This window comes from Dactylosporangium sp. NPDC050588 (genome assembly GCF_040654975.1).
Classification (GTDB): Bacteria; Actinomycetota; Actinomycetes; order Mycobacteriales; family Micromonosporaceae; genus Dactylosporangium; species Dactylosporangium maewongense.
In genome coordinates this window covers 162,588-183,021 of sequence record NZ_JBFAJA010000007.1, presented here as the reverse complement: position 1 = coordinate 183,021, position 20,434 = coordinate 162,588, and the positions used below count along the sequence as shown (strand labels likewise).

The following is a 20,434-nucleotide window of genomic DNA, read 5'->3' as shown; positions in this document are numbered from 1 at the left end:
CCGCGATCCCCGGTGCGGCGCACCTGCCGGAGGAGCCGCAGGCCCTCGCGGCCGCGCTCGGCGGCGAGGACCGGCCGCCGACGCTGGTGATCGTCGACGACCTGCACCGGCTCGCCGCGCCCGACGCCGAACAGGCCCTGGAGACGCTGCTGGTACGGGCGCCGGCCTGGCTGCACGTCCTGGCCGCCGGGCGGCGCATGCCGGGGCTGAACCTGGCCCGCTACGAGCTGGCCGACGTGAGCATCGTCGACGGCGAGCAGCTCCGGTTCCGCTCCTGGGAGGCGGAGCGGCTGCTGCGGGAGGTGTACCGGGAGCCGCTCCCACCCGACGACGTCGCCGCCCTCGCCCGCCGCCTCGGTGGCTGGGCCGCCGGACTGCACATGTTCCACCTGTCGACCCACAACCGGCCGCTGGTCGAGCGCCGCCGCGCGGTCGCCGCGCTGGACGGCCGGCAGGCGCTGACCCGGGCGTACCTGGCGCACACGGTCCTGGCCGAGCTGCCGGTGCCGCTGCGGGAGTTCCTGCTGCGCACCAGCGTCTTCGACGTGCTCACCCCGCAGCGGTGCGAGCGGCTGCTCGACGACGGGGGCGGCAGCCGGGAGCACCTCGCCGAGCTGGAGCGGCGGCAGGCCTTCACCGCCAGCACCGACGGCGGGCGCAGCTACCGCTACCACGAGGTGCTCCGCGCCCACCTGGCGGTGACCCTCGCGGAACGCTTCGGCGAGGCGGGTGCGCGGGCCCTGCACGCCCGGGCCGCGACGCTCCTCGCCGAGGAGGGCGCGCTCGTGGAGGCGGTGCGCGCCGCCGCCCGCGCCGAGGACTGGGACCAGGTCCGGGCGCTGCTGGACCGGCTCGGCGGGCGGGCCGCCGACGACCCCGGCGACGGCACCGAGCCGTGGCAGGACCTGCTGCCGGAGTGGCTGGTCGCCGAGGACCCGTGGCTCATGCTGGCGAAGGGCCGGCACCTGCTGGCCCGCGGCCGGATCGAGGCGGCGGTGCTGTGCCTGCGCGCCGCCGAGGAGCACTTCTTCGACGAGCAGGGCCGGGGCCTCTGCCGGGCGGGCCGCCGGCTCGCCGCGCTGTGGGCGCCCGGCGGCGCCACCCTGCCCGGGCACTACGCCGGCGAGCTGCGGGCCGCGACCCGCCGCGCCCCCGCCGAGGTCGCCGCCACCACGCGGGAGCCGCTCGTCCGGGCCGCCGCGCGGCTGCTCGCCGGTGACCCGGACGGCGCCCGGCGGGCGCTGCCGCCCGACCCGCCGGCAAGCGTCGGCGTCGCCGACCTCGGGGTCCGGCTGCTGCACGCCTGCCTGGACGTCGCCGGCGCGTGGCCGGCCGCCCGCGGCGAGCTCGACCGCCTGGCCGCCGACGCCGAGTGGGCCGGCCAGCCGTGGATCGTGCGGATGGCCCGGGCGCTGGGCGCGTTCGACGGCACCGCGCAGGGCCTGACCGAGGCGCGCGCCGCCGTCGCCGAGTGCGACCGTGACGGCGACCGCTGGGGCGCCGCCCTCGCGCAGGCGCTCGTCTGCCTGGTCGGCACGCCGGTCCCGGCCACCGACGACGCCGCCGAGCTGCTGCGGCACTGCGCGGCGCTGGACGCCCCGGTGCTGCGGGCGTGGGCGGAGTCGCTGCTGAGCGTGGCGCAGGCCGCCGCCGGCGACCCGGACGCCCCGGGAAGCGCGGCGCGCGCCGAACGCCTCGCCCGCGACGCCGGAGTCCCGGCCGCGGCCGCCCTCGCCGCCGCGGCCGCCTCCCGCGCCACCAGCAACCCCACCGGCGGCCCCGACACCAACAGCGGCGGCAGCACGGCGCACCAGAGCGGCGGTCACAGCCGCACGCAAGCCGGTGCCGGCGACCGCGACGCCGGCAGCGGCGGTCGCCACACACCAACGGCCGGCCGGCGCGACGCCACCGGCGGAGGCGCCGGCGCCGGCGCCGCCGGGCATGGAGGACGCGAGACGGGCAAGGCCCGGCGCGGCGGCGCAGGGCACGAGGCCGCCGGGATCGCGCGGGTGGTCGAGGCGGGGCTGCCGGCCACGGCGGTGCTGCGGTGGCTCGGGGAGCGGCCCGGCGGCGACCCGGCCACGGCGGCGCAGGCACCGCCGGTCGAGGTGTACTGCCTCGGCGGGTTCCAGCTGCGGCTGCACGGCCGGGAGCTCGACCTCGCCGGGGTGAAGCCGCGGACCCGGGTCGCGCTGCGACTCCTCGCGATGCACGCCGGCCGGCCGCTGCACCGGGAGACGATGCTGGAGGCGCTGTGGCCCGGCGTCGCGACCGCCTCGGCGACGCGGAGCCTGCACGTCACGCTGTCCAGCCTGCGGGCGGTCCTGCCGCCGCAGCCGCGGCTGCTGTCCCGCGACGGCGACGCGTACGAGCTGACGCTGCCGCCCGGCGGCTACAGCGACATCGGCAGCTTCGCCGCGGCGCTGCGCGAGGCGCGCAGGGCGGCCGTCGCCGGTGACGGCCACGCCAGGGCGGCGGCGCTGCACGAGGCGCTGTTCGCGTACGGCGGTGAGCTGCTGCCGGAGGACGGCCCGGCGGAGTGGGTGGTGCACGAGCGGGAGGTGCTGCGCCGGCGCGCCGCCGAGGCCGCCACGGAGCTCGCGACGGCGCTGCTGGCCACGGGTGAGACCGCCGACGCGGTCGCCGCGGCTGAGCGCTGCGTGCAGATCGACCGGTACTGCGACGCCGGCTGGCGGCTCGTCGTGGACGGCTACCGGCAGCTGGGCAACCTCGCGGCGGCGGCCCGGGCCAGGCGCGAGTACGCCCACGTCCTCGCCTCCCTCGACGCCACCCCGGCCCACTGACACTGCGGGCGCCCCGCGCACGGCACCGCTACGACGCATCGACGGCCGGCCCGGCTACCACTCGCCGACGATCTCGATCGAGACGGCCGCCCGCAGGTGCGCCGGCAGCTGGTCGCCGACGGCCCGCTCGTACCAGGCGGTGTCCAGGCCCGCCGACGCCGGCACGCGGACCCGGACGCGCACCGGGCCCGACGGCAGCCGGTCCGGTCCCCCGGCGACGACGCAGCCGCCGCCGTCGTCGACCGAGACCCGCCCGCCGGTGGCGAGGGCCAGGAACCGTTCGAGCCCCCACCGGGTGCCGCGCCACGCGTACAGGTCGGCGGCGTGCGCGAGGAGGTCCCGGCGCCGCGCGGCCGGGACCGCCGGGTCCCGCGCGATCCCGATCCACGAGCCCAGCCAGTCCACGAAGTCGTCGGGCGCGAGCCGCGGATCCAGGTACTCACCCAGGGTGTCGATGTGCAGCAGCACCGGCGCGAGCAGGTCGTCGATCCCGCCGGCGAGGGCGGCCATGAACCGGTCCTCGGCGACGACCGCCGGCAGGAACGCCGCCACGGGATGCGGCGAGCGCAGCGCCGTCATAGGACCACCCGCACCTGATGGCCGAAGGACAGCAGCAGCCCGTCGCGCGGCACCTCGACGCGGTCCTGCGCCGCCGACCGCTCCCCGGTGACCACGTCGGCGGCGTGCAGGGCCAGGTGGTCCACGGTGTCGACGCCGGGCAGCGGTTGCAGCAGCGCGAACAGCTCGCCGTGGCCGACGGCGCGGCCGAAGGGCCAGCCGGTGCCGGCCGGGCCGCCGCGCAGTGGGTCCAGGTAGCGCTCCAGCGCCGCGATCGCCGCCGCCTGCAGCAGCTCCACGTCCGCGGCCGGCTGGGCCCGGATCGCCGCGACGACCGTGACCCCCGCGTAGCGGGCGGGCTCGATGGTGACCCGGGCGCCGATGCAGCGGCGCCGGTCCAGGTAGTCCGCGATCCGCCGGAAGGTGCCCTCGTCGACGCGCATGTCCTCCAGCCGCGGCGCCACGCCCGGGGGCACGGCCGGCACGACGAGGACGTGGACGCCGCCGTTGTCGTCGGGCACGCAGCGGACGCGGGCGACCTCCGGCGCGGCCTCCCGCGTGAGCACCTCGTAGTCCTCGACGGTGACGGCGCGGCCCCTGGTCCGCAGGTGGACCGGCGCCCGCGCGGCGGCCTCGGCGACGCTCTCCGCGGGCACGCCCCCGGCGGCCGGCCGGCGGTTCGTCACGCGGCTGACGAACGGGATCGCGTCGCGCAACACGGTGAGCATGCCGGCGGCGACGTTGCCGCCGCGGCCGCCGCCGACGCTGTACCGGGCGGCGCGGACCGCCGCGCCCCGCTGCGGGACGGCGCCGTGCCGGCGCACCGAACCGTCCGGCTGGCGGATCGCCGGGCCGAAGACGACCTCGTCGTGCTCGACGCGCACGGCCCGCCGGTCGGCGTCCACGTCGGCGAACGTCGCGACCTCCGGCCAGGCCTGCCAGCCGTCGCCCTCGTCGACCTCGATCACCGCGGAGCCCGCCACGACCGGGCCGCGTTCGAGCCGGAACCGCTGGCCTGGCCGGCCCTCGGCGACGCCGAGCGGTTCGGCGTCCATGACGTCGGCGTGCTCGGCGGTGACGGTCACCCCGACCGCGACGGCCGAGCAGGCGCGGATCACCGGCGGGTTGACGTAGCCGGGTCCGTGGCCGACGAGGCGGGCCCGCACCCAGGACGCGCGACGGTCGGCGATGACCCGCTCGTGGTGTTTCGCCGGCACGTGCAGCAGCACGTCACCGTCGCGGGTGAGTCCGCCGGTACCGTCGACCTCGACATCACAGGAGCGCCAGCCGTCGTCGGTCGACGCCTCCCACACGATCGGCGGCCGGTTGGGGTCGACACCGTAGCCGGGGGTGTCGAACCGGAGCTGCAACAGCAGGGCCGTGTCGGCGGCCGGGGCGTCGAGCCCGAAGCAGAGCGCGTCGTCGGGCTGCGCGGGGTCGCCGAACGCGGCCACCCCGACCCCGCCGGTCAGCTCGGCGGTCCGGTCGCGCGGCTGCCCGCCGGCGGCGGTGACCACGTGGGTCAGCCCGATGGGCAGGACCACGCCCTCGCGGGTCGTGGTGAAGACCGGCGGCCGGTCGTCGCCGGTGCGCACCGCGGTGACCTGCGTGCCGGCCGGGACCCGCACGGGCTGCCGCTGCGGCGCCGACAGCAGGAACGTCACCTCGGTCCGTGCCGCGCGGGCGGTGAACGGGGCGATGCCGATGAGCTCGAGCAGCCGCCGCTCGTGCAGCTCCGGCACCCGGTTGACCCGGTAGATCAGCTGGTCGACGAGGGTCGCCACGGCCTCCAGCAGCGTGACGCCCGGGTCGGACGGCTGGGTCGCGGTCCACTCGGGACAGCGGGCACGGACGTGCCGCAGCGCGTCGTCCAGCAGGCTCTGGAAGTCGCGGTCGTCGAGGTTGGGTGCGGGCGTGGGCATCAGCGGCCCTCCGGTTCGTGCGCCGCCGCGACGGGGTCCGGCGCGTCGGCGGGGAACAACTGGAACGGCACGGTGACGGCCCGCGGGTCGCGCTCGCCGACGACCGTGTACCGCAGCGTGATCGTCAACATGCCGGCCTCGGCGTGCTCGAAGCCGACGGTCACGTCGTGCAGCGCGATCCGCGGCTCCCAGCGTTCGATGCTGCGGCGCACCTCGTACGCGGCCCGGCCGGCGGTCGACGCGTCGGCGGGCGCGAACACGAGCTCGTGCAGCGCGCAGCCGAAGTCGGGGCGCATCGGCCGCTCGCCGGGCGCGGTGCCGAGGATCAGCCGGATGCTCTGCTCGATCTGCCGGTCGCCGCCGGCGAGCGCGACCGTGCCGAGCGCGTCGAGCCCGGCCGGGAACGCCCATCCGGCGCCGACGTGCCCCTGCTGCCCCGTGTGCACGGCCCTCACCCGCCGATCAGGACGGTCGGGCAGCCGGCCACGATCGGCGCGCCGCACCCCGTGAGGTCGCCGACCCGGGCGGCCGGCTGGCCGCCGATCAGCACCGTGGGCGCGCCGGTCACCACCGACGTCGGCGGGTGCATCGCCGGCGGCGGGAACGAGCACGTGTGCAGGTCGCCCCGGCGGGCGGCGGGCGCACCGCCGATGAGGACCGTCGGTGCCCCGCCCACGAGCACGCCGGGGTGCCCGGTCGGGTCACCCATCCTTGCCGCGGGAGGCATCGCCCCACTCCTTCCAGTGGTCAGTTGAGCCTGATGACGGCCGCGCGCACGACGGCCTGCCCGTTCGCGGTGATCTCGGCGTCCGCGTCCGCCTCGACGCTGACCCGCCGGCCGCGCAGGGTCAGGTCGCCGGCGCCGGCGTCGAGGGTCACGCCGCGGCCGCTGACGTGCACGGCGCCGGTGGCGCTGTCCAGGCGCACCGTCGCGGCGCCGCCGGCGGTGGCGATCAGCACCCCGCCGTCCTCGATCAGCTCGACGCGGTGGCCGTGCCGGGACACGAACCCGCGGACCGCGACGGCGCCGCTCACCGGGTCGACCGGCTCCCGCGACAGCTGCGGCACGGGGTCGGTGCCGTTGTGCAGGCCGCCGACGACGAACGGCGCGTCGAGATCGTCGCCCGCGAACCCGGCGAGGACCTCGTCGCCGACCTCCGGCAGGACCAGCGCGCCGCGGCCCGGGCCGGCCCCCGGCTGCACGGTGCGCGCCCAGCCGGTGGTGTAGCCGGGCGCGAGCCACGGCAGGATCAGCCGGACCCGGCCCAGGCCGAGCGGGTCGCGCACGTCGCCGACGACCGCCGGGACCAGGCCGCGCACCGGGCCGGCCGGCCGCGGCGCCGGGGTGGGGCGGGCGACGGTGAAGGCGGTCGTGTACCCGGCCTGCGCGTCGAACGTGTGCCGCACGCCGGTCAGCACGTGCCGGCCCTCGAACGGCTCGCCCGCGTCGACGAGCTCGACCGCGACGCCGGGCCGCAGCGCCGGATCGCCCTCGGCGAGGCCTTCCAGCTCGACGGCCGCGGCGGCGCGGGCCGCGGCCGCCTCCGCCGCCACGCGCACCAGGTCGGGCCGGTGCGCGACGCCGCCGACCCGCTGCTCGACGCCGCCGACGGTGCCCGGCACCGGCTCCGTCGCCTGCACGGCGCGCTTCGTCGTCAGGTCCCACGCGTGCGCGGCCACGGCACCGGCCGCCGGGCGGCTGCGGGTGGCCCGCAGCGCCAGCAGCGACCGGGCCGCGAGCGACAGCGGCTCGGCGCCGTCGTCCGCGGGGGCGAAGTGCAGCGCACCGGCCACGACCGCCGGGCGCGCGCCGAACAGCTCGCCGAGCCGCAGCAGGAACTCCCAGTCGGTGACGTCGTCCTGGCTGAGCTGGCCGTCCCACGCGGCGCGGGCGGCGGCGCCGGTCTCGGCGACCGGCACGGCACGCAGCCCGGCCCGCGCGGCGATCGCGGCGACGATCTCCGACACGCTCATGCCGAGGTACGCGACGACCCGGCGGGCGCCCTGCAGCCGGTGGGTGGCGTCCAGCCCGCGCACCTCGGTGGTCGTGCCGCCGGGCCCGAACTCGCGCTCGACGGAGGTCACCTCGCCGTCGGTGAGCGTGCGCGCGGGCCGCCCCGGCACCGGGACGCGGACGGAGACCTCGGCGCCGATGCGCAGGCCGGCCTTGTCGAGGGCGGCCTGCTGGGGGTCGCCGAACCGGAGGGTGAACATCGCCGGCAGCCCGGTGTCGTCGTCGACCCGCGCGTACGTCAGCATCGCCGCCACGTCGTCGGGCAGCGCGACCCCGTCGACCTCGATCAGGAACGTCACGGCGCACCGCCCCGCGGCCCGGGGATCACCAGCCGCGTGCCGGGCGTGAGGCGCAGCGGGTCGTCGATCCCGCTGGCCTCGGCGATGCGCCGCCAGGCCGCCGGGTCGCCGTACGCCTCGAACGCCACCGACGTGAGCGTGTCGCCGGCGGCGACGACGTGGACGCGCTCGCCCGGCGGCGCGGCCCGCCGCAGCCCGGACGGCGCCTCCGTGGACAGCTCCTCCAGGGTCACCGCGCAGGTGGCGCGCACCGGCGTGCCCTCCGGGGTGAAGAGGCTGTACCTGGCGGTGACGCTGCTGACGTACGCGGGGAAGCTCATCGTGCCGCCCCAGTGGAACAGCACCCACGGCGGGGATCCGCGCCGGCCCGCGCGGCTGCGCTCGGTCGGCACGCAGCACTCGAAGAGCCGTTCGACGGCCGCGACGACCCGGTCGTCCATCGTGTCGGTGGCGTCGAAGAACATCTCGACCTGCAGGCGGCTCGGCTCGGCGCCGGTGAACTGCGGCGGTCCGCTGCGCCGGGCGTCGCGCTGCGGGTCGCGGCGCCACCGGGTGTGCTTGGTGACGATCAGCTCGGTCGGGTTGAACTGGAACTCGATGACGCCGAGCACCGCGTCGCCGGGCGCGCCGGGGGTCCCGCCCGGCGCCGGCTCACGCAGCTCCAGGTAGGCCCGTTGCAGGCCGGCGGGCGCGGCGGCCGACGGGTGTCCGGAGTGGACGGTGCTCAGGCTGACGGGCGTCGTCACGCGCACCCACCTCCGGCCGTGGTCATCTCAGCCTGCCCAGGAGCCGATGAAGCCGTGGTGGGCGAGCTCCACGGTCTCGGTGATGACGGCGGCGCGCCCCGGGTCCAGCCGCGGGCCGCTCCAGCGCACCGGCAGCACGTCGCGCAGCGCCCAGCGGGCGACGACCGCCCCCGACGCGCTGCGCGCCTCGATGACCGCGGTGGCCCGCCGCACGCCGCCGGGCGCGCCGGTGAACCACCGGGCCAGCTTCGCGCTGTCCGGCGTGACCGGGCGGGACAGCCGCACGTTGGAGTACCGCACCCCCGTCGGCAGCTGCCAGACCCAGCCGTTGTTGCCGCCCTCGGCCCGCTCCTCGACGACGACCTCCGCGCCCAGGCCCTCGCAGCTGTCGAATGCGCCGAGACTCTCGTCGTCGATGCTGACGACGAAGTACACCGCGTAGTCGTCGCTCCAGTCGCTCACCGGCGGCCGTGCCCGTCACGGCGGTCGCGTTCGGCCCGCTGCCGCGCGGTGATGCTGCGCAGCAACGGATCCAGCAGCCGGGCGGCGAGCGCGTCGAGGTCCGGCGGCGGGGCCGGCGCGGCGGCGGCCGGCGACGGTGGCGGGGCGGACGGCGCCGGGAAGACCACGACCCGCTCGGCGGGCGCGGGTGCCGCCGAGAAGGCCGCCGGCGGCGGGAACACCGCGGTGCGGGTGACGGGTGCGGCGCCGGCGGGCTCGAACACCGCGGGCCGCGGCGGGGGCGGCGGCACGGGCACGGCCAGGGGCAGCGGGATGCGGCGGCTGCCGCCGGGCGCCACCCGCACCCGGGCCGCCGGGACGGCCAGGACGGCCGGTGGCCGCGGGTCGACGACGGACGGCCCGGCGCCGGTGAGCGTCCTCGGGTCCCGGTGCGTGGCGGGGCCGGTCACCGCGCGCCGCCCGCGCTCAGCCGGGTGTTGATCCGCCCGATCTCGGTCGCGTAGCGGCGCCGGTCGGCGTGCTCCAGGTCCAGGATCGCGTCCAGGGACCAGTGGAAGTGGTAGGCGAGGTACGCGGTCTCCTCGTGGAGCCGGTCGGCCGCGTACGTCACGATTCCCCCAGGCGGCTGCCGGACAGGTCGACGGCGATCCCGGTGCCGCAGCCGGGGCAGGTCACCGAGGCGGTCGGCGGGCCGTCGGTGTTCAGCCGCCGGTACAGGTCCTGCAGGTGGGCGACGTCGACGGCGAACAGGTCCTCGACCAACCCGGCGTGGATGTCGGTCACCGTGCCGATCCGCACGACGACCCGGGCCAGCAGCACCACCGTCAGGTACGCCGGGTTCTCCCGCACCCGGTCGTCGCGCAGCGGCACCAGCTCGTCCCGCGCGGTGGCGAGGCGCATCACGCCGTCGCGGTGCACCACGCCGGCCGGGTCCACGTAGCCGCGCGGCAGCTCGAAGGGGAACTCGGTCCGCAGGCCGGCGGGCGCGCTCACTCGACCTCCATCTGCTCGTAGGTGACGACGAGCGTCTCGGTGAGCACGCCGGGGTCCCCCGCCCGCAGCGCGCCGATCTCGAGGCTGCGCGGCCAGGCGCCGCTGATCCGGTACCGCTTCAGGGGGCTGCCCTCCTGGTCGTACACGATGACCGCGCCGCCGCGGCGGGCCTCGCCGATCCGGCCGAACCGGGCCGCCCGCAGCCACTTCTCGAAGCCGTTGTCGGCGGTGAGCGGGCGCACCAGCGTGAGCTCGCCGCCGTGGCTGCGGCCGGGCAGCTTGCGCACCACGTAGCGCCCGTCGGCGGTGTGCTGCCTGACCTCGATGACGTCGTGCTCCATCTTCAGCCCGCGCACCTCGGCGATCTGCTTGATGACGATCCCGTCGATCTCCAGGCCGAACGAGTGCCCGAGCGCCGCGTCGTAGTCCGCCAGTGCCATGACCGCGCCTTACCCCTCGAGGAACGCCGCGCCGGACGCGGACTGGGCCAGCCGGAACACGATGAACTCCGCCGGCCGTACCGGCGCGACACCGACCTCGCAGATCACGGCGCCGCTGTCGACGGACTCGGGCGGGTTGTTGCTCGCGTCGCAGACGACGAAGAACGCCTCGTCGGGAGTGCGGCCGAAGAGCGCGCCCCGGCGCCACTGCTCCGTGAGGAACGCCGCGACGGTGCGCCGCACCTTGGCCCACAGCTCCGCGTCGTTCGGCTCGAACACCGCCCACTGGGTGCCGTACAGGATCGAGCGTTCGAGGTGGTTGAACAGCCGCCGGACGTTCAGGTGCCGCCAGGCCGGGTCCGACGACAGCGTGCGGGCGCCCCACACCCGGATGCCCCGGCCCGGCTGCGCCATGAGCGCGTTGACCCCGACCGGGTTGAGCAGGCTGACCTCGCTCGCCGACAGCCGCACGTCGAGGTCGACGGCGCCGCGGATCGCCTCGTTGGCGGGTGCCTTGTGCACGCCCCGGGTCGCGTCGGTGCGCGCCCAGACCCCGGCGATGTGCCCGCTCGGCGGCACCGACCGCGTGCGCCCCTCGGCCGGGTCGAACACCCGGATCCACGGGTAGTAGAGGGCGGCGTACTTCGAGTCGAACCCGGCGGCGTCCCGGCGCCACTCCAGCGCCTGCATCGGCGACAGCCCCGGCGGCGGGTCCAGCACCGCCATCCGGTCGCCCATCATCTCGCAGTGCGCGATCATCCCCAGCTGCACGGCTTTCACCGCCTCGAGGTCGAGGTCGCCGCGCTGGTACAGCGCCATCAGATCGGGCACGACGACCGTCGACACGTCCTGCACGGACTCCAGGCCGCCGAGCCCGGTCCGGTCGGCGGCGTCACCGACGAAGTCGTCGGCGTGCAGGTCAGGCGCGTCCGCGTGCAGCAGGAAGCGGCCGGGGCGCGCCTTCTCCCGCCAGTTGCCGGACTCGACGTGGATGAGGCGCGATGTCTCGTTGACGCTCTGGACGCTGCCGATCGTCTCCGTGAGCCGGTCGTCCAGGTAGACGCGCACATCGTCGTGGGTTACCTCGACGCTGATCCGGCCGGCCGTCTGCCCGTCGTTGGCGATGAACCGGTAGGCGCCGGCGGTGGCGGACGGCAGCTCCATCCGGCCGGCGCCGACGCGCACGATGTAGCAGTCGCCGCCGCCGTTGAGGAACCAGCCGTAGACCGCGTGACCCAGGTAGGTGCCGGCCACGAAGTCGCCGAAGGTCCGCTGGAACGAGGCCCAGTCGGCGACCATCGTCGGCGTGTTGAACGGCCCCTGTTCGGCGAGGCCCACGAACGCGGGGACCGAGGTGCCGATCGCCGCCACCGGGCGGCTCCCGCCCTCGATCTCCTCGACGTACACGCCGGGCGCGAGATAGCTGGGTGCCACGTCATGCCTCCGTCAGAGCCGGTCGGTGCTGTGGGTCGGCGATGCTCAGCCGCAGCCCGGACCCGACCGGCGGGCCCACGGGCCGCGCCATGTCGGGGGTGACCGGGACGGTGACGGCGAGGCACACGGCCGCTTGCAGCGGGATGCCCAGCCCGGCGCACAGCCCGGGCGGCGCGTCCCGCAGCGCCATGGTCACGGGATCCGCGATGGCCGAGAGGTGCTCCGGGGGCAGCACCGGATGGCGCAGCGCCAGCTGGAGGACCGCGCCGAGCAGCGTGTGCGCGTCGAGCGGGTGGAGGGCCCAGGCCGTCACGGCGTAGGACAGCACGATGTACCGCGGCGGCGGCCGCACCCCGACGACCCGCCCGTCCTCGTCGTGCAGGCGGACCGCGCCGTGCTGCCGCCGCGTCACGTCCTCGGCGAGGTCGAACAGGGACACGTCGACCCGCACCGACGTGTCCCCCGCGGGCGCGTCGAGCGACACCCGGACGTCGCGGCCCAGCTCCTCGCGCAGCAGCGCGCTCAGCGCGCGCCCAACCTCGGCGATCACCGGCGCCACCGCCCGGACTCCGTCACGGGGGTGAGCATGCACCCCACCCCTCATCGACGAGTCATCGCCGGCTTAACGCCGCTACGGCTTCACCCCCGTGCCGAGCACCTTGTCGCCGGTGTGCGGCGCCGGCGGGAACGTGGCGACCGGGACGTTCAGCGCGGTCAGCGCGGCGTCGAGGAAGTCGCGCCAGATCGCGCCGGGCAGCGTCCCGCCGATGATCGCCCTGCCGTCCCGGTCGACGATCTTCTGCTCCTGGCCCTTGTTGCCGACCCACACGGCGACGGCGAGACCGTTGGACTTCCCGGCGGGGTCGGAGGCGGTGTAGCCGGCCATCCACGCGTGCGCGTTGTCGCCGGTCTGGGCCAGCTGCCACGCCCCGGCGGTGCCGGCGAGCTGGCGGTCGTCGTGGGTGCGCAGGCCGTACCGCTTCGGCACGCCCTGCAGGACGGCGCTCAGGTCGTCGGCCATGGCCTCGGTGAAGCCCGGGATCCGCACCGGCTTGACGACCTCGCCGAAGGTCTTCTTGCCGTCGGTCCACACCTCCTTGAGGAAGTGCGCCTTCGCGGCGACCCCGCGGTTGGCGAACGTGGCCATGCCGGCGGCGTGGTCGAGCACCGTCACCGGGTACTGGCCGAAGCCCACCTCCGTGCTGAAGTACTTCGGGAAGAGGTCCCTGCCAGGCGCCTTCGCCAGGTCGACCTTCACGAACCTGCCGTCGATGGAGGCCCACATGCTCCCGATCCCCGCGGCGCGGGCCGTGTCAATCACTTTCGCGGGGCCGGCCGCCGCGGCGAGCGCGAAGTACGGCGTGTTGAGCGCCATGACGGTGGCCTCGCTGAGCGTGCACCACTTCGGCGAGCCCGAGCCGCACGCCGGCGCCGCCGTGGGGTTCTCACCGGCGTTCCTGACGGGGTTGCGGCTCGTCCGGCCGCTGGCCGGGAACTCCTGCGGCGACTCGCCGTTCCAGTACGAGTCGATGGAGTATCCGGCGCTCAGGCCGGCCGCGAGGGTGTACACGTCGAACGACGCGCCGGCGGGGTGCCCGCCGCAGCAGCTGTCGGTGCCGTCGCCGAGCACCGGGTCGGCGTAGGAGCCGGCGTAGTCGCCGCCGTTGCCGGTGTCGCCGCCGTAGTAGGCCTTGACCGCGCCGGTGCCGGGCTCGATCGCGACGAGCGCGGCCTGCAGGTTGGTGGGCTGCTTGTCCATGTTGGACTCGGCGTTGCGGCCCGCCTCGCGCACCGCGATCTGCTGCGCGGTCCTGTCGATCGTGGTGACGATCTTCAGGCCGCCGTTGCGGAGCCGGTCGAAGTGCTTCCTGCCGTCGGGCGCGGCGTCCTCGTACAGCGGCTGCCCGGTCTTCGGGTCGGTCAGCGCCGCCACCTCGCCGAGCACGTGGTGGACGATCAGGCCCTCGGGCGCGTCCATGCTGCCGGCCACCTTGGTCGCGTCCGCGCGGGCCTGCACCGCGGTCAGCACCTTCGCCGGGTAGGCCAGCTTCTGGTCCGCGTCGGCCGGCGTCACGAAGCCGAGCTCGACCATCTGCCGTTTGATCTCGTCGAAGCGCTCGTGGGCCCGCTCGGCGTCGACCGTCGGGTCGAACGGGCTGCCCTTGCCGTCGCCCTCGGGGTTGTCGACGAGCCCGGCGAGCACCGCGCCCTCGGCGGCCGTCAGGTCCTTCACGGACTTGCCGAAGTACGCCTGCGCCGCCGCCTGCACCCCGTACGCGCCGCGGCCGAAGTACATGATGTTCAGGTACTGCTCGAGGATCTGGTCCTTGCTGTACTGCCGGTTGAGCTTGGTCGCGATGACCGCCTCGCGCGCCTTCCGCGCGAACGACGTGCCTTCCAGGTCGGCCCAGCGCCGCGCGTACTGCTGGCTGATCGTCGACCCGCCGTGCCTGCCGTCGCCGGCGACGTGGTTCCACACCGCGCCGGCCGCCTCCCAGTAGTCGACGCCGCTGTTGGTGTAGAACGTCGGGTCCTGCGCCGCGACGAACGCGTGCTGCACGTCGACGGGGATGTCCCCGAACGTGACCAGCGTCCGGTTGACCGCACCGATCCGCGCCATCGGCGTCGTGCCGTCGGCGTAGTAGATCGTCGTCACCCGGTCCATGGTGATGTCGGCGGGCATCGCGACGCTGTCGTAGTAGTACGTGCCGCCGGCCAGCCCGAGCCCGGCGATGACGACGAGCACCAGCGCCGACCTGAGCAGGACCTTCCTCCACCGCCTCCGCCGGCCCTTGCCCGCTGGTGTCGCTGCGGCTTCCGGTGTACCGGCAGCGCCCGGCGCACGCTCGACCGCCTCCGGCGCCCCGGCGGCCTCATCCGTGCCGGCCGCGTCAGGCGTCTTCGGCGCCGGCCGCTCGCTGCTCTGGTCGTCGTCCATGTCGTCTGCCCCGTCGTCGAATGGCCATCGATCGCCACAGATCGTACAGACAGTGAACGGATCCGGGGGATCCTGCGTGTTCGGGTACACGACGGTGACAGACAGCAACGACGAGGAACTCGCGGCGCTGATCCAGCGCACCGCGGAGGCGGCCCCGCCGAACGTCGCACATTCCAACCCTCGGTGCGCATCGCCGCACGTCCGGCACGGTCACGCTCGACGGGAGGCCACCCTCGGCAACGCCGTTCGTCGAGGTGCCCGCCATACCGGGATGCCCGGCAGTCGATCCGCGGCGGCACGGGACCGCGGATGCCCGGCCGCAGGTTCAGCCGACCGGTGGCCGCGGGTAGTCAGGGTCGGACGTCTCGTGCGCCATCTGCACCAGGGACATGATCATGTCGGCGGCTCCGCCGACGGGGGCGTAGAGACGCAGGGTGGTGCCGCTGTCGCGGTGCTGGGCCAGGAGCCGGTGCAGGGCGGCGACGCCGGCGCTGGCCAGGTGGGTCACTCCGGTCAGGTCGACAGTCGGCGATCAGGGCGTGCACCTGCCCACGGTGGTCCAGACGGACGGTGACGTCGACGGTGTGCGGGCCGGCCGAGTCGATGAAAGCATGGTCGGCGGCGTTGGTGACCAGCTCGACGACGGCGTGCAGCAGCACGTCGGTGTCGTGCCGGCCGACGCGGGCGCCGGCCGCCACCCGTGGACGCGCTGCCGGACGGCGTCCAGCGATCCGGGTCGGCAGGCACACTCAACCGCAGCTCGGCCGGGGCGGTGACCCGCTGGGCGGCCAGCATGGTGATGTCATCGCTGTGACCGGTGACCCGGACCAGCAGTTCGAGGGTCTGGGTGCAGACCCGCTCGACCGTCACCTCCTCACCGGGCAGCGCCCGCCCGGCGGCGACGTCACCCGCCACCGTGGACAACTCCACCGTGGCGGCGGACAGCTCCCGGCCCGGCCGCTCCAGAATCCCGCCGGTGTAGAGCAGCACGAGCTCACCCGGCTCCAGCACGCCGGTCGCCGTGCGGAAAACGACTCCCCGTGCCCAGCGGCCCGCTGCCGGTCGCGGCGAGGTACCGCGCCTCACCGGCCCGATCCACGACCAACGGCGGCGGATGCCCGGCGGTGCAGTACACCAGCGTGCCGTCCGCCGGGTCGAGCACGACGACACACACCGTCGCCGCCGCGGCACCTCGCACGTCAGCCGCCGCGCGATCCACAGCGGACAGCACCCTGCTTGAGCCCGGCAGCGGGCGCCGCCTCAAGACCCTGGTCTCGGCTGCGGCCCTCGGCTTCGCGCCGGTTGCCCTCGCGACACTGAACTTCAACGCACTGCTCGTCACCGCACCCGGCGGTGTCCTGCACCGGGTGGACATCATCACCAACAACAATTCCCTCGTCTTCGACCCACCCGTGCAGGTCGACGCCGGCTGGACCGACGACCTGCTGACCTTCGACGGGCACGGCCACCTGTACGGCATCGCGGCCGGGGTGCTGCACAAGTACACCGTCACCGCCACGAAACCCGCCACCGCCGCCGACATCGCCCACAACGGCACCATCGGCACCGGCTTCACCCTCAAGACCCTCACCGCCACCGGCCCCGACCTGCTGCTCGGCACGACCGCCGCCGGCGAGCTGCTGTCGTACCGCATCACCGGCGGCGACTGGGCCCGCTTCGAGCTACGCTCCTCGACCTGGCAGGTCTTCGACGACCTGGTGTCCCCGGGCGGCGGCCTGTACTTCGCCCACCACCGCAGCGGCGCCCTCTACTGCTACGTCGACGCCTCCCCCTCCGACGGCACCGGCACCGACATCGTCAGCCGCGGCACGGTCGACGAGACCGGCTGGACCCAGACGCTGCTGTCAGCCCAGCCGCTGCGGTACTGACGCGAGCCCAGCCCCCGCACGGACACGTAGGAGTCCGGCCCGACGCGCCAGGCCCGCAATCCCCACGGGCCTGGCGCCTCGGCGCGACACGAGCCGCCGACGGCGGGCGGTCACCGCACCAGCCGACGCAAGGCCAGGCGGGCGACCGGCAGGTAGGCGAGGACGGCGGGCGCGAAGCCTTCCACGGTGAGCCCCGTCCACGTGCCACGCGCGGTGGCCCGGACCGTGTGGCGGAGGTGCAGCCGGACCCCGGCCGCCGTCACCGTCCACGACCACACACGGACCGGCCCGGTCTCGTCGACGTCAACGATCTGGAAGGGCACCCGCAGTCCGGCAGGACCGTGCACGACCCCGGAAGTCCCCGGTGCCAGGCGCTCCCGGGCGTAGTCGACCGAGCGGATCTGCGGCGACCACTCCGGCCATCGCGCGGGCCTGACATAACGGTCCCAGACATCGCCGGCATCACGCGGACCCTCCACGCCGACCTCGCGCCGCAGTGCCATCCACCCATCATGCGCCGGAAGTCGCGGCGCGGTGTATACCTGGGGCCGTGACGACCGAACCGTCCCCGCAGAGCGAGCCGACCGAACGTGAGATGTTCGACGCCGCGACAGCGCTGGGGCCGTTCGCGCGCCGGTGGCGGCTACCACTCAATCCGGAGGACATCGACCAGCTCGCCTACGCGGTGCTCCGGCACGCCCGATCCGGCGCGGAGAGTGAGGTGATCCTCGCGGCGGTGGAGGCGCAGATCGACGAGCACGAGGCGCGCGCACACGCGATGCTCGAGGCCATGCAAGCACGCACCGACCAGCGGCGAGCGGCGTCGTGAACGCGGGCAGGCACCGCGACCCGGCCGGGCGATGGCATCAGGTAGTGGGGCGTCGAGTAGCCGCGTGGCTGCGAGGCTGCGGTTCGACTACGGCAAGGTGGTCCCGTGGGTGTACCGGGAGCAGGGCGCCCTCGTCGCGGTGGCCGGGCCGGACGGAAGCGCTCGACGTGCCGGCGAGCTTCCCCGCCGTCTTCCCGCGCGAAGGAGTCGTCCTGCGCCTCGGCGCCGCGTTGATCGCGAACCCGTTCGCGCTCGTCTTCATCCCGCGAGGCGTATCCTCGGCGGGATGATCACCGTCAACCCGCGCCTCGTCCGGGACGACAAGCCGGTCGAGCGGGCGACGTCCCTCGCTCTTCCCGGCGAGTTCACCGCGCTCATCGTCGCGATCCATGGTGCCGCGGCGGTCGAGATCCCCGCCGACTACGCCGAATTCGTCCGCACCGATGGTGGCGGCCTGTGGACCCTGGACCGGGACGGCGCTCCAGACCCGTACGGCTGGGAGGTCCACCGGTTCTCCACGGCGCTCGCGGCCACCGCGGGGCTGTACAAGCGGGCCGTCACGGAGCAGCAGGACGCTCCGGACTGGGAGCACGCGGCGTCGATCGCGGCGATGCGCAAGGCCGGCTTCTGGCTCGAGATCGGTGGGTACGGCTGGCGGCACCTGCACTACCTGTGCTGCGACCGGTCCCGGGACCAGTACGGCAAGGTCTACGACCTCAACGACGGCGACCTCACCACCGGCATGGTCCCCGACGTGGTCTGGGGCAGCTTCAGCGAGTACATCAGCTGACACCGAGCGCGCATCGTCAGGTCGTGTCGTCGCTCTGTGACATGCAGTCGTATGGGCCAACCGCCTGCCGTTCTGGCTGCCGTCGCAGATCTGAATTCGGCCTCGTGCGGCCGGTTGCGCTCGTTGCGGAGAGCCGGGCAGACGCCGAGCACGGACCGGATGGATCTGACGCGGGCGCTGCGGCAGCTGCCTGTCGGTCGACGGCAGGCGATCGTCATGCACCACCCGCTCGGCCTGCCCGTCCCAGACATCGCCGACGCGCCGCACGTGGCTCCAGGAACCGTCAAGTCCCGGTTGGGCCGCGCGCGGGACGCGCTGGCCGGGCTACCGCGAGAGGAGACACACCATGGCTGACCTCGAAACGTTGCTGGCCGCGGAGGCGGACCGGCAGCGGCCCGCGCACCGGCCACCCTTCGCGGACCTTGTGCGGTCGCGCCGGAGACGGGACCGGCTTCTCGTGGGCGCCCTGGTCGTCGTTGCACTGGCCGCCGCGGGCGGATCGACGGTGTTGCGCAAGGAGCGGACAGCGCCGTCCGCGCCGAGCGTCGTCGTGCCCGTGACCGGCGTGTTGCTGGAGGTCGGAGGCCCCGGGGACATCCCGCCCCGTGGCGTTGCCGGCACCGTACGGCTCCGGGCCGCCGATGGCACCGTGACGGAGGCGGTGGCGGCGACCGGCGGCCGGTTCAACCTTTCGGTCCCGCCGGGGCGGTACATTGCTACGGGCGCTCCGCGTGGCTATGTCCTCAACGACCCGTCGAGCGAGTTCGTCGGCGGCCCGTCCGACGTGCGGACCGGAAGCTCGTCGGACGTCGTCACGTTCCCGGACAATGCCAGGCCTCCCATGTGTGCAGCCGACGCACCCATCGCTGTTCCGTCCGGCGGCCTCGACGACGTTCAGGTGATCTGTCAGATCCGGTGACATCTGCGCAGATTGCTCGGCTTCGCTGTGACTGTCGGGCACCTGGAAGAAGATGGACGGGTGGCCGGTGAGGGCTCGCAGGGGCGGCTCCACCCTGGCTGATCATCGACTGGTACGTCGACCACGGCAGCAGCGGCGGCGGCGACCAGGCCCGGGCCAGTGGCCCCATGCCGACGGCCACGCCGTTCGGCTCGGCCGCGGCGCGACCGGGGCACCACCTGGCCCCCTCTCCGGTGGTGACTCCGGTCGCGCGCGTGCCCCCGTCCCCGTGGGTCAGGTCTGGCGGAGTGGGGGCATTGGGATGGGGATCTGGTAGGCGGTGGCGCCGGCGCCGATGCCGCCTTCGCAGGTGTTCGGGGGGACGGTGCCGATGCCGCGGGTGGCTGGGCGTTCGGCGGCCCAGAACATGTAGCCGAGCAGGCCGGCGGTGGTGCCGGCGCCGTTCGGGGCGGCTGACTGGACGAAGGTGCCGGTGGAGCGTTGCAGCGAGGTGGAGTAGCTGGTGCACTCGGGCAGTGGGCGGCTGCCCTGGGCGACGTACAGGCCGCCGGTGAACTTGGCGGGGGCGAGCGGCGGGACCACCGGGTTGTAGGTGGGTTTGCCGTCGATGTGTTCCTGCCAGTTGGCGATGGCCGCGCTCGCTGACGGCTGCTTCGAGGGGACCATGGCGTTGGCGTAGTCGAGGACCGGGCGGTCGGTGCGCAGCCAGTCGGCGGTGGCCTTGCGGTTGAGGGCGATGAGCCACCGGTCGCCGGCCGCGACGTCGATGGTCAGGCGGGCCGCCGGGTCGGCGCCGGACGCGTCGTAGGGCAGGGCCGCGCGGTACGCGTCGATGAAGGCCTGCAGTCCGGTCAGGTTGGGGGCGGTGTTCTCCTCGTAGTCGATCTCGATGCCGACGCCGAGGCGGCGGGCCACGGCGGCGGCGTTGCGGCCGAGCTGGGCGGCGTTCGAGGTGAGGGCCGCGTTCCACGCGTCGGTGTACGTGATGCCGCCGATCGACAGCATGACGCGGATGCCGCGGCCGGTGAAGTAGCCGACGATCTCCGGGGTCATGCCCCGTGGGACGCCGGCCACCGTCGTGGCGTCGTCGGTGAGGTTCAGCAGCTTCCCCGGGTCGACGAAGCTCAGCACCACGACGTTGACCGACGGCCGGCCGTCGCCGCGGTCGACCAGCCAGTGGTTCTGGGCGTCGAACGCCGCCACGGTCCGGGCGGTGCCCCACGTGCAGAAGTCGTTGCCGCAGTGCCACGCGCCGTAGATCTGCGGTGGCGTCACCGCCGCGGCCGCGGGCCGGGCGAGTGAGATGAGCACTGCGGTGACCAGGATGGGTAGTGCGGCGAGCACAGCGAGTATCCGACGCATGCAAAGAAGGTAATCACTGGATCGACGGCTGTACA

General features: G+C 75.1%; 23 protein-coding genes and 1 pseudogene. 6 read left to right on the top strand and 18 right to left on the bottom strand.

Annotated features, from left to right (window positions below; genetic code table 11):
- A partial coding sequence (locus AB0I21_RS06815) for a BTAD domain-containing putative transcriptional regulator (protein WP_360559457.1) occupies nucleotides 1–2,804 on the top strand: 2,804 nt, incomplete at its 5' end.
- A gap of 54 nt (nucleotides 2,805–2,858) precedes the next feature.
- On the opposite strand, the gene AB0I21_RS06810 is transcribed toward AB0I21_RS06815, so the two are convergent.
- From AB0I21_RS06810 to AB0I21_RS06735, 16 genes and pseudogenes are all read right to left on the bottom strand, one after another.
- Nucleotides 2,859–3,383 carry a phage tail protein gene (locus AB0I21_RS06810; RefSeq protein WP_360559456.1) on the bottom strand — a complete coding sequence of 175 codons (525 nt, stop codon included), beginning with the start codon at nucleotides 3,381–3,383 and terminating at the stop codon, nucleotides 2,859–2,861.
- Entirely contained in the window at nucleotides 3,380–5,284 is a 1,905-nt protein-coding gene (locus tag AB0I21_RS06805) for a putative baseplate assembly protein (RefSeq protein WP_360559455.1), read from the bottom strand. The genes AB0I21_RS06810 and AB0I21_RS06805 overlap by 4 nt, the downstream gene beginning before the upstream one ends.
- The gene (locus AB0I21_RS06800; protein ID WP_360559454.1) at nucleotides 5,284–5,739 is read right to left on the bottom strand and encodes a GPW/gp25 family protein; all 456 of its coding nucleotides are present in this window, start codon (nucleotides 5,737–5,739) and stop codon (nucleotides 5,284–5,286) included. The genes AB0I21_RS06805 and AB0I21_RS06800 overlap by 1 nt, the downstream gene beginning before the upstream one ends.
- On the bottom strand, nucleotides 5,736–6,011 hold the full coding sequence (locus AB0I21_RS06795) for a PAAR domain-containing protein (RefSeq protein WP_360559453.1): 276 nt from the start codon (nucleotides 6,009–6,011) through the stop codon (nucleotides 5,736–5,738). Before AB0I21_RS06795 ends, AB0I21_RS06800 begins: the two co-directional genes overlap by 4 nt.
- Before the next feature lie 20 nt (nucleotides 6,012–6,031).
- Entirely contained in the window at nucleotides 6,032–7,597 is a 1,566-nt protein-coding gene (locus AB0I21_RS06790; protein ID WP_360559452.1) for a VgrG-related protein, read from the bottom strand.
- Nucleotides 7,594–8,343, bottom strand: a complete 750-nt coding sequence (locus AB0I21_RS06785; RefSeq protein ID WP_360559451.1) for a LysM peptidoglycan-binding domain-containing protein — start codon at nucleotides 8,341–8,343, stop codon at nucleotides 7,594–7,596. The genes AB0I21_RS06790 and AB0I21_RS06785 overlap by 4 nt, the downstream gene beginning before the upstream one ends.
- Before the next feature lie 27 nt (nucleotides 8,344–8,370).
- Nucleotides 8,371–8,805 carry a phage tail protein gene (locus AB0I21_RS06780; protein ID WP_344506887.1) on the bottom strand — a complete coding sequence of 145 codons (435 nt, stop codon included), beginning with the start codon at nucleotides 8,803–8,805 and terminating at the stop codon, nucleotides 8,371–8,373.
- Nucleotides 8,802–9,254 (bottom strand): hypothetical protein, encoded by a 453-nt coding sequence (locus tag AB0I21_RS06775; RefSeq protein ID WP_360559450.1) that lies wholly within the window; start codon nucleotides 9,252–9,254, stop codon nucleotides 8,802–8,804. Before AB0I21_RS06775 ends, AB0I21_RS06780 begins: the two co-directional genes overlap by 4 nt.
- Complete coding sequence (locus AB0I21_RS06770; RefSeq protein ID WP_360559449.1) at nucleotides 9,251–9,415, bottom strand: DUF6760 family protein; 165 nt, start codon at nucleotides 9,413–9,415, stop codon at nucleotides 9,251–9,253. Before AB0I21_RS06770 ends, AB0I21_RS06775 begins: the two co-directional genes overlap by 4 nt.
- Nucleotides 9,412–9,798 carry a hypothetical protein gene (locus AB0I21_RS06765; protein WP_354903375.1) on the bottom strand — a complete coding sequence of 129 codons (387 nt, stop codon included), beginning with the start codon at nucleotides 9,796–9,798 and terminating at the stop codon, nucleotides 9,412–9,414. Before AB0I21_RS06765 ends, AB0I21_RS06770 begins: the two co-directional genes overlap by 4 nt.
- Nucleotides 9,795–10,238: a phage tail protein gene (locus AB0I21_RS06760; protein WP_360559448.1), complete on the bottom strand. Its 444-nt coding sequence runs from the start codon at nucleotides 10,236–10,238 to the stop codon at nucleotides 9,795–9,797. The genes AB0I21_RS06765 and AB0I21_RS06760 overlap by 4 nt, the downstream gene beginning before the upstream one ends.
- Before the next feature lie 9 nt (nucleotides 10,239–10,247).
- Nucleotides 10,248–11,672, bottom strand: coding sequence for a phage tail sheath family protein (locus tag AB0I21_RS06755; RefSeq protein WP_360559447.1), 1,425 nt, complete (start codon nucleotides 11,670–11,672; stop codon nucleotides 10,248–10,250).
- Between the two features lies 1 nt (nucleotide 11,673).
- On the bottom strand, nucleotides 11,674–12,222 hold the full coding sequence (locus tag AB0I21_RS06750; protein ID WP_360559446.1) for a Pvc16 family protein: 549 nt from the start codon (nucleotides 12,220–12,222) through the stop codon (nucleotides 11,674–11,676).
- Nucleotides 12,223–12,303: 81 nt separating this feature from the next.
- A complete protein-coding gene (locus tag AB0I21_RS06745; RefSeq protein WP_360559445.1) occupies nucleotides 12,304–14,610 on the bottom strand; it encodes a transglycosylase domain-containing protein in 2,307 nt (768 codons plus the stop codon).
- A gap of 325 nt (nucleotides 14,611–14,935) precedes the next feature.
- Nucleotides 14,936–15,118 (bottom strand): hypothetical protein, encoded by a 183-nt coding sequence (locus AB0I21_RS06740; RefSeq protein ID WP_360559444.1) that lies wholly within the window; start codon nucleotides 15,116–15,118, stop codon nucleotides 14,936–14,938.
- Nucleotides 15,119–15,123: 5 nt separating this feature from the next.
- Nucleotides 15,124–15,985, bottom strand: a pseudogene (locus tag AB0I21_RS06735) (PP2C family protein-serine/threonine phosphatase).
- On the opposite strand from AB0I21_RS06735, the gene AB0I21_RS06730 reads away from it, so the two are divergent.
- The gene (locus tag AB0I21_RS06730) at nucleotides 15,978–16,499 is read left to right on the top strand and encodes a tachylectin-related carbohydrate-binding protein (RefSeq protein WP_360559443.1); all 522 of its coding nucleotides are present in this window, start codon (nucleotides 15,978–15,980) and stop codon (nucleotides 16,497–16,499) included. The pseudogene AB0I21_RS06735 and the gene AB0I21_RS06730 sit on opposite strands and share 8 nt — an antisense overlap.
- A 110-nt stretch (nucleotides 16,500–16,609) precedes the next feature.
- Here the strand turns inward: AB0I21_RS06730 and AB0I21_RS06725 are convergent, their stop codons facing one another.
- Nucleotides 16,610–17,002: an SRPBCC family protein gene (locus AB0I21_RS06725; protein WP_360559442.1), complete on the bottom strand. Its 393-nt coding sequence runs from the start codon at nucleotides 17,000–17,002 to the stop codon at nucleotides 16,610–16,612.
- A 47-nt stretch (nucleotides 17,003–17,049) separates the two neighbouring features.
- Between AB0I21_RS06725 and AB0I21_RS06720 the strand changes: the two genes are divergently transcribed.
- The 4 genes from AB0I21_RS06720 (at nucleotide 17,050) to AB0I21_RS06705 (ending at nucleotide 19,037) form a co-directional block, all read left to right on the top strand.
- Entirely contained in the window at nucleotides 17,050–17,328 is a 279-nt protein-coding gene (locus AB0I21_RS06720; RefSeq protein WP_360559441.1) for a hypothetical protein, read from the top strand.
- Nucleotides 17,329–17,614: 286 nt separating this feature from the next.
- A complete protein-coding gene (locus AB0I21_RS06715; protein ID WP_360559440.1) occupies nucleotides 17,615–18,118 on the top strand; it encodes a hypothetical protein in 504 nt (167 codons plus the stop codon).
- A gap of 51 nt (nucleotides 18,119–18,169) precedes the next feature.
- On the top strand, nucleotides 18,170–18,472 hold the full coding sequence (locus AB0I21_RS06710; protein WP_360559439.1) for a sigma-70 region 4 domain-containing protein: 303 nt from the start codon (nucleotides 18,170–18,172) through the stop codon (nucleotides 18,470–18,472).
- A gap of 103 nt (nucleotides 18,473–18,575) precedes the next feature.
- On the top strand, nucleotides 18,576–19,037 hold the full coding sequence (locus AB0I21_RS06705) for a hypothetical protein (protein WP_360559438.1): 462 nt from the start codon (nucleotides 18,576–18,578) through the stop codon (nucleotides 19,035–19,037).
- A gap of 273 nt (nucleotides 19,038–19,310) precedes the next feature.
- Here the strand turns inward: AB0I21_RS06705 and AB0I21_RS06700 are convergent, their stop codons facing one another.
- Nucleotides 19,311–20,399 carry a hypothetical protein gene (locus AB0I21_RS06700; protein ID WP_360559437.1) on the bottom strand — a complete coding sequence of 363 codons (1,089 nt, stop codon included), beginning with the start codon at nucleotides 20,397–20,399 and terminating at the stop codon, nucleotides 19,311–19,313.
- Nucleotides 20,400–20,434: the final 35 nt, after the last annotated feature.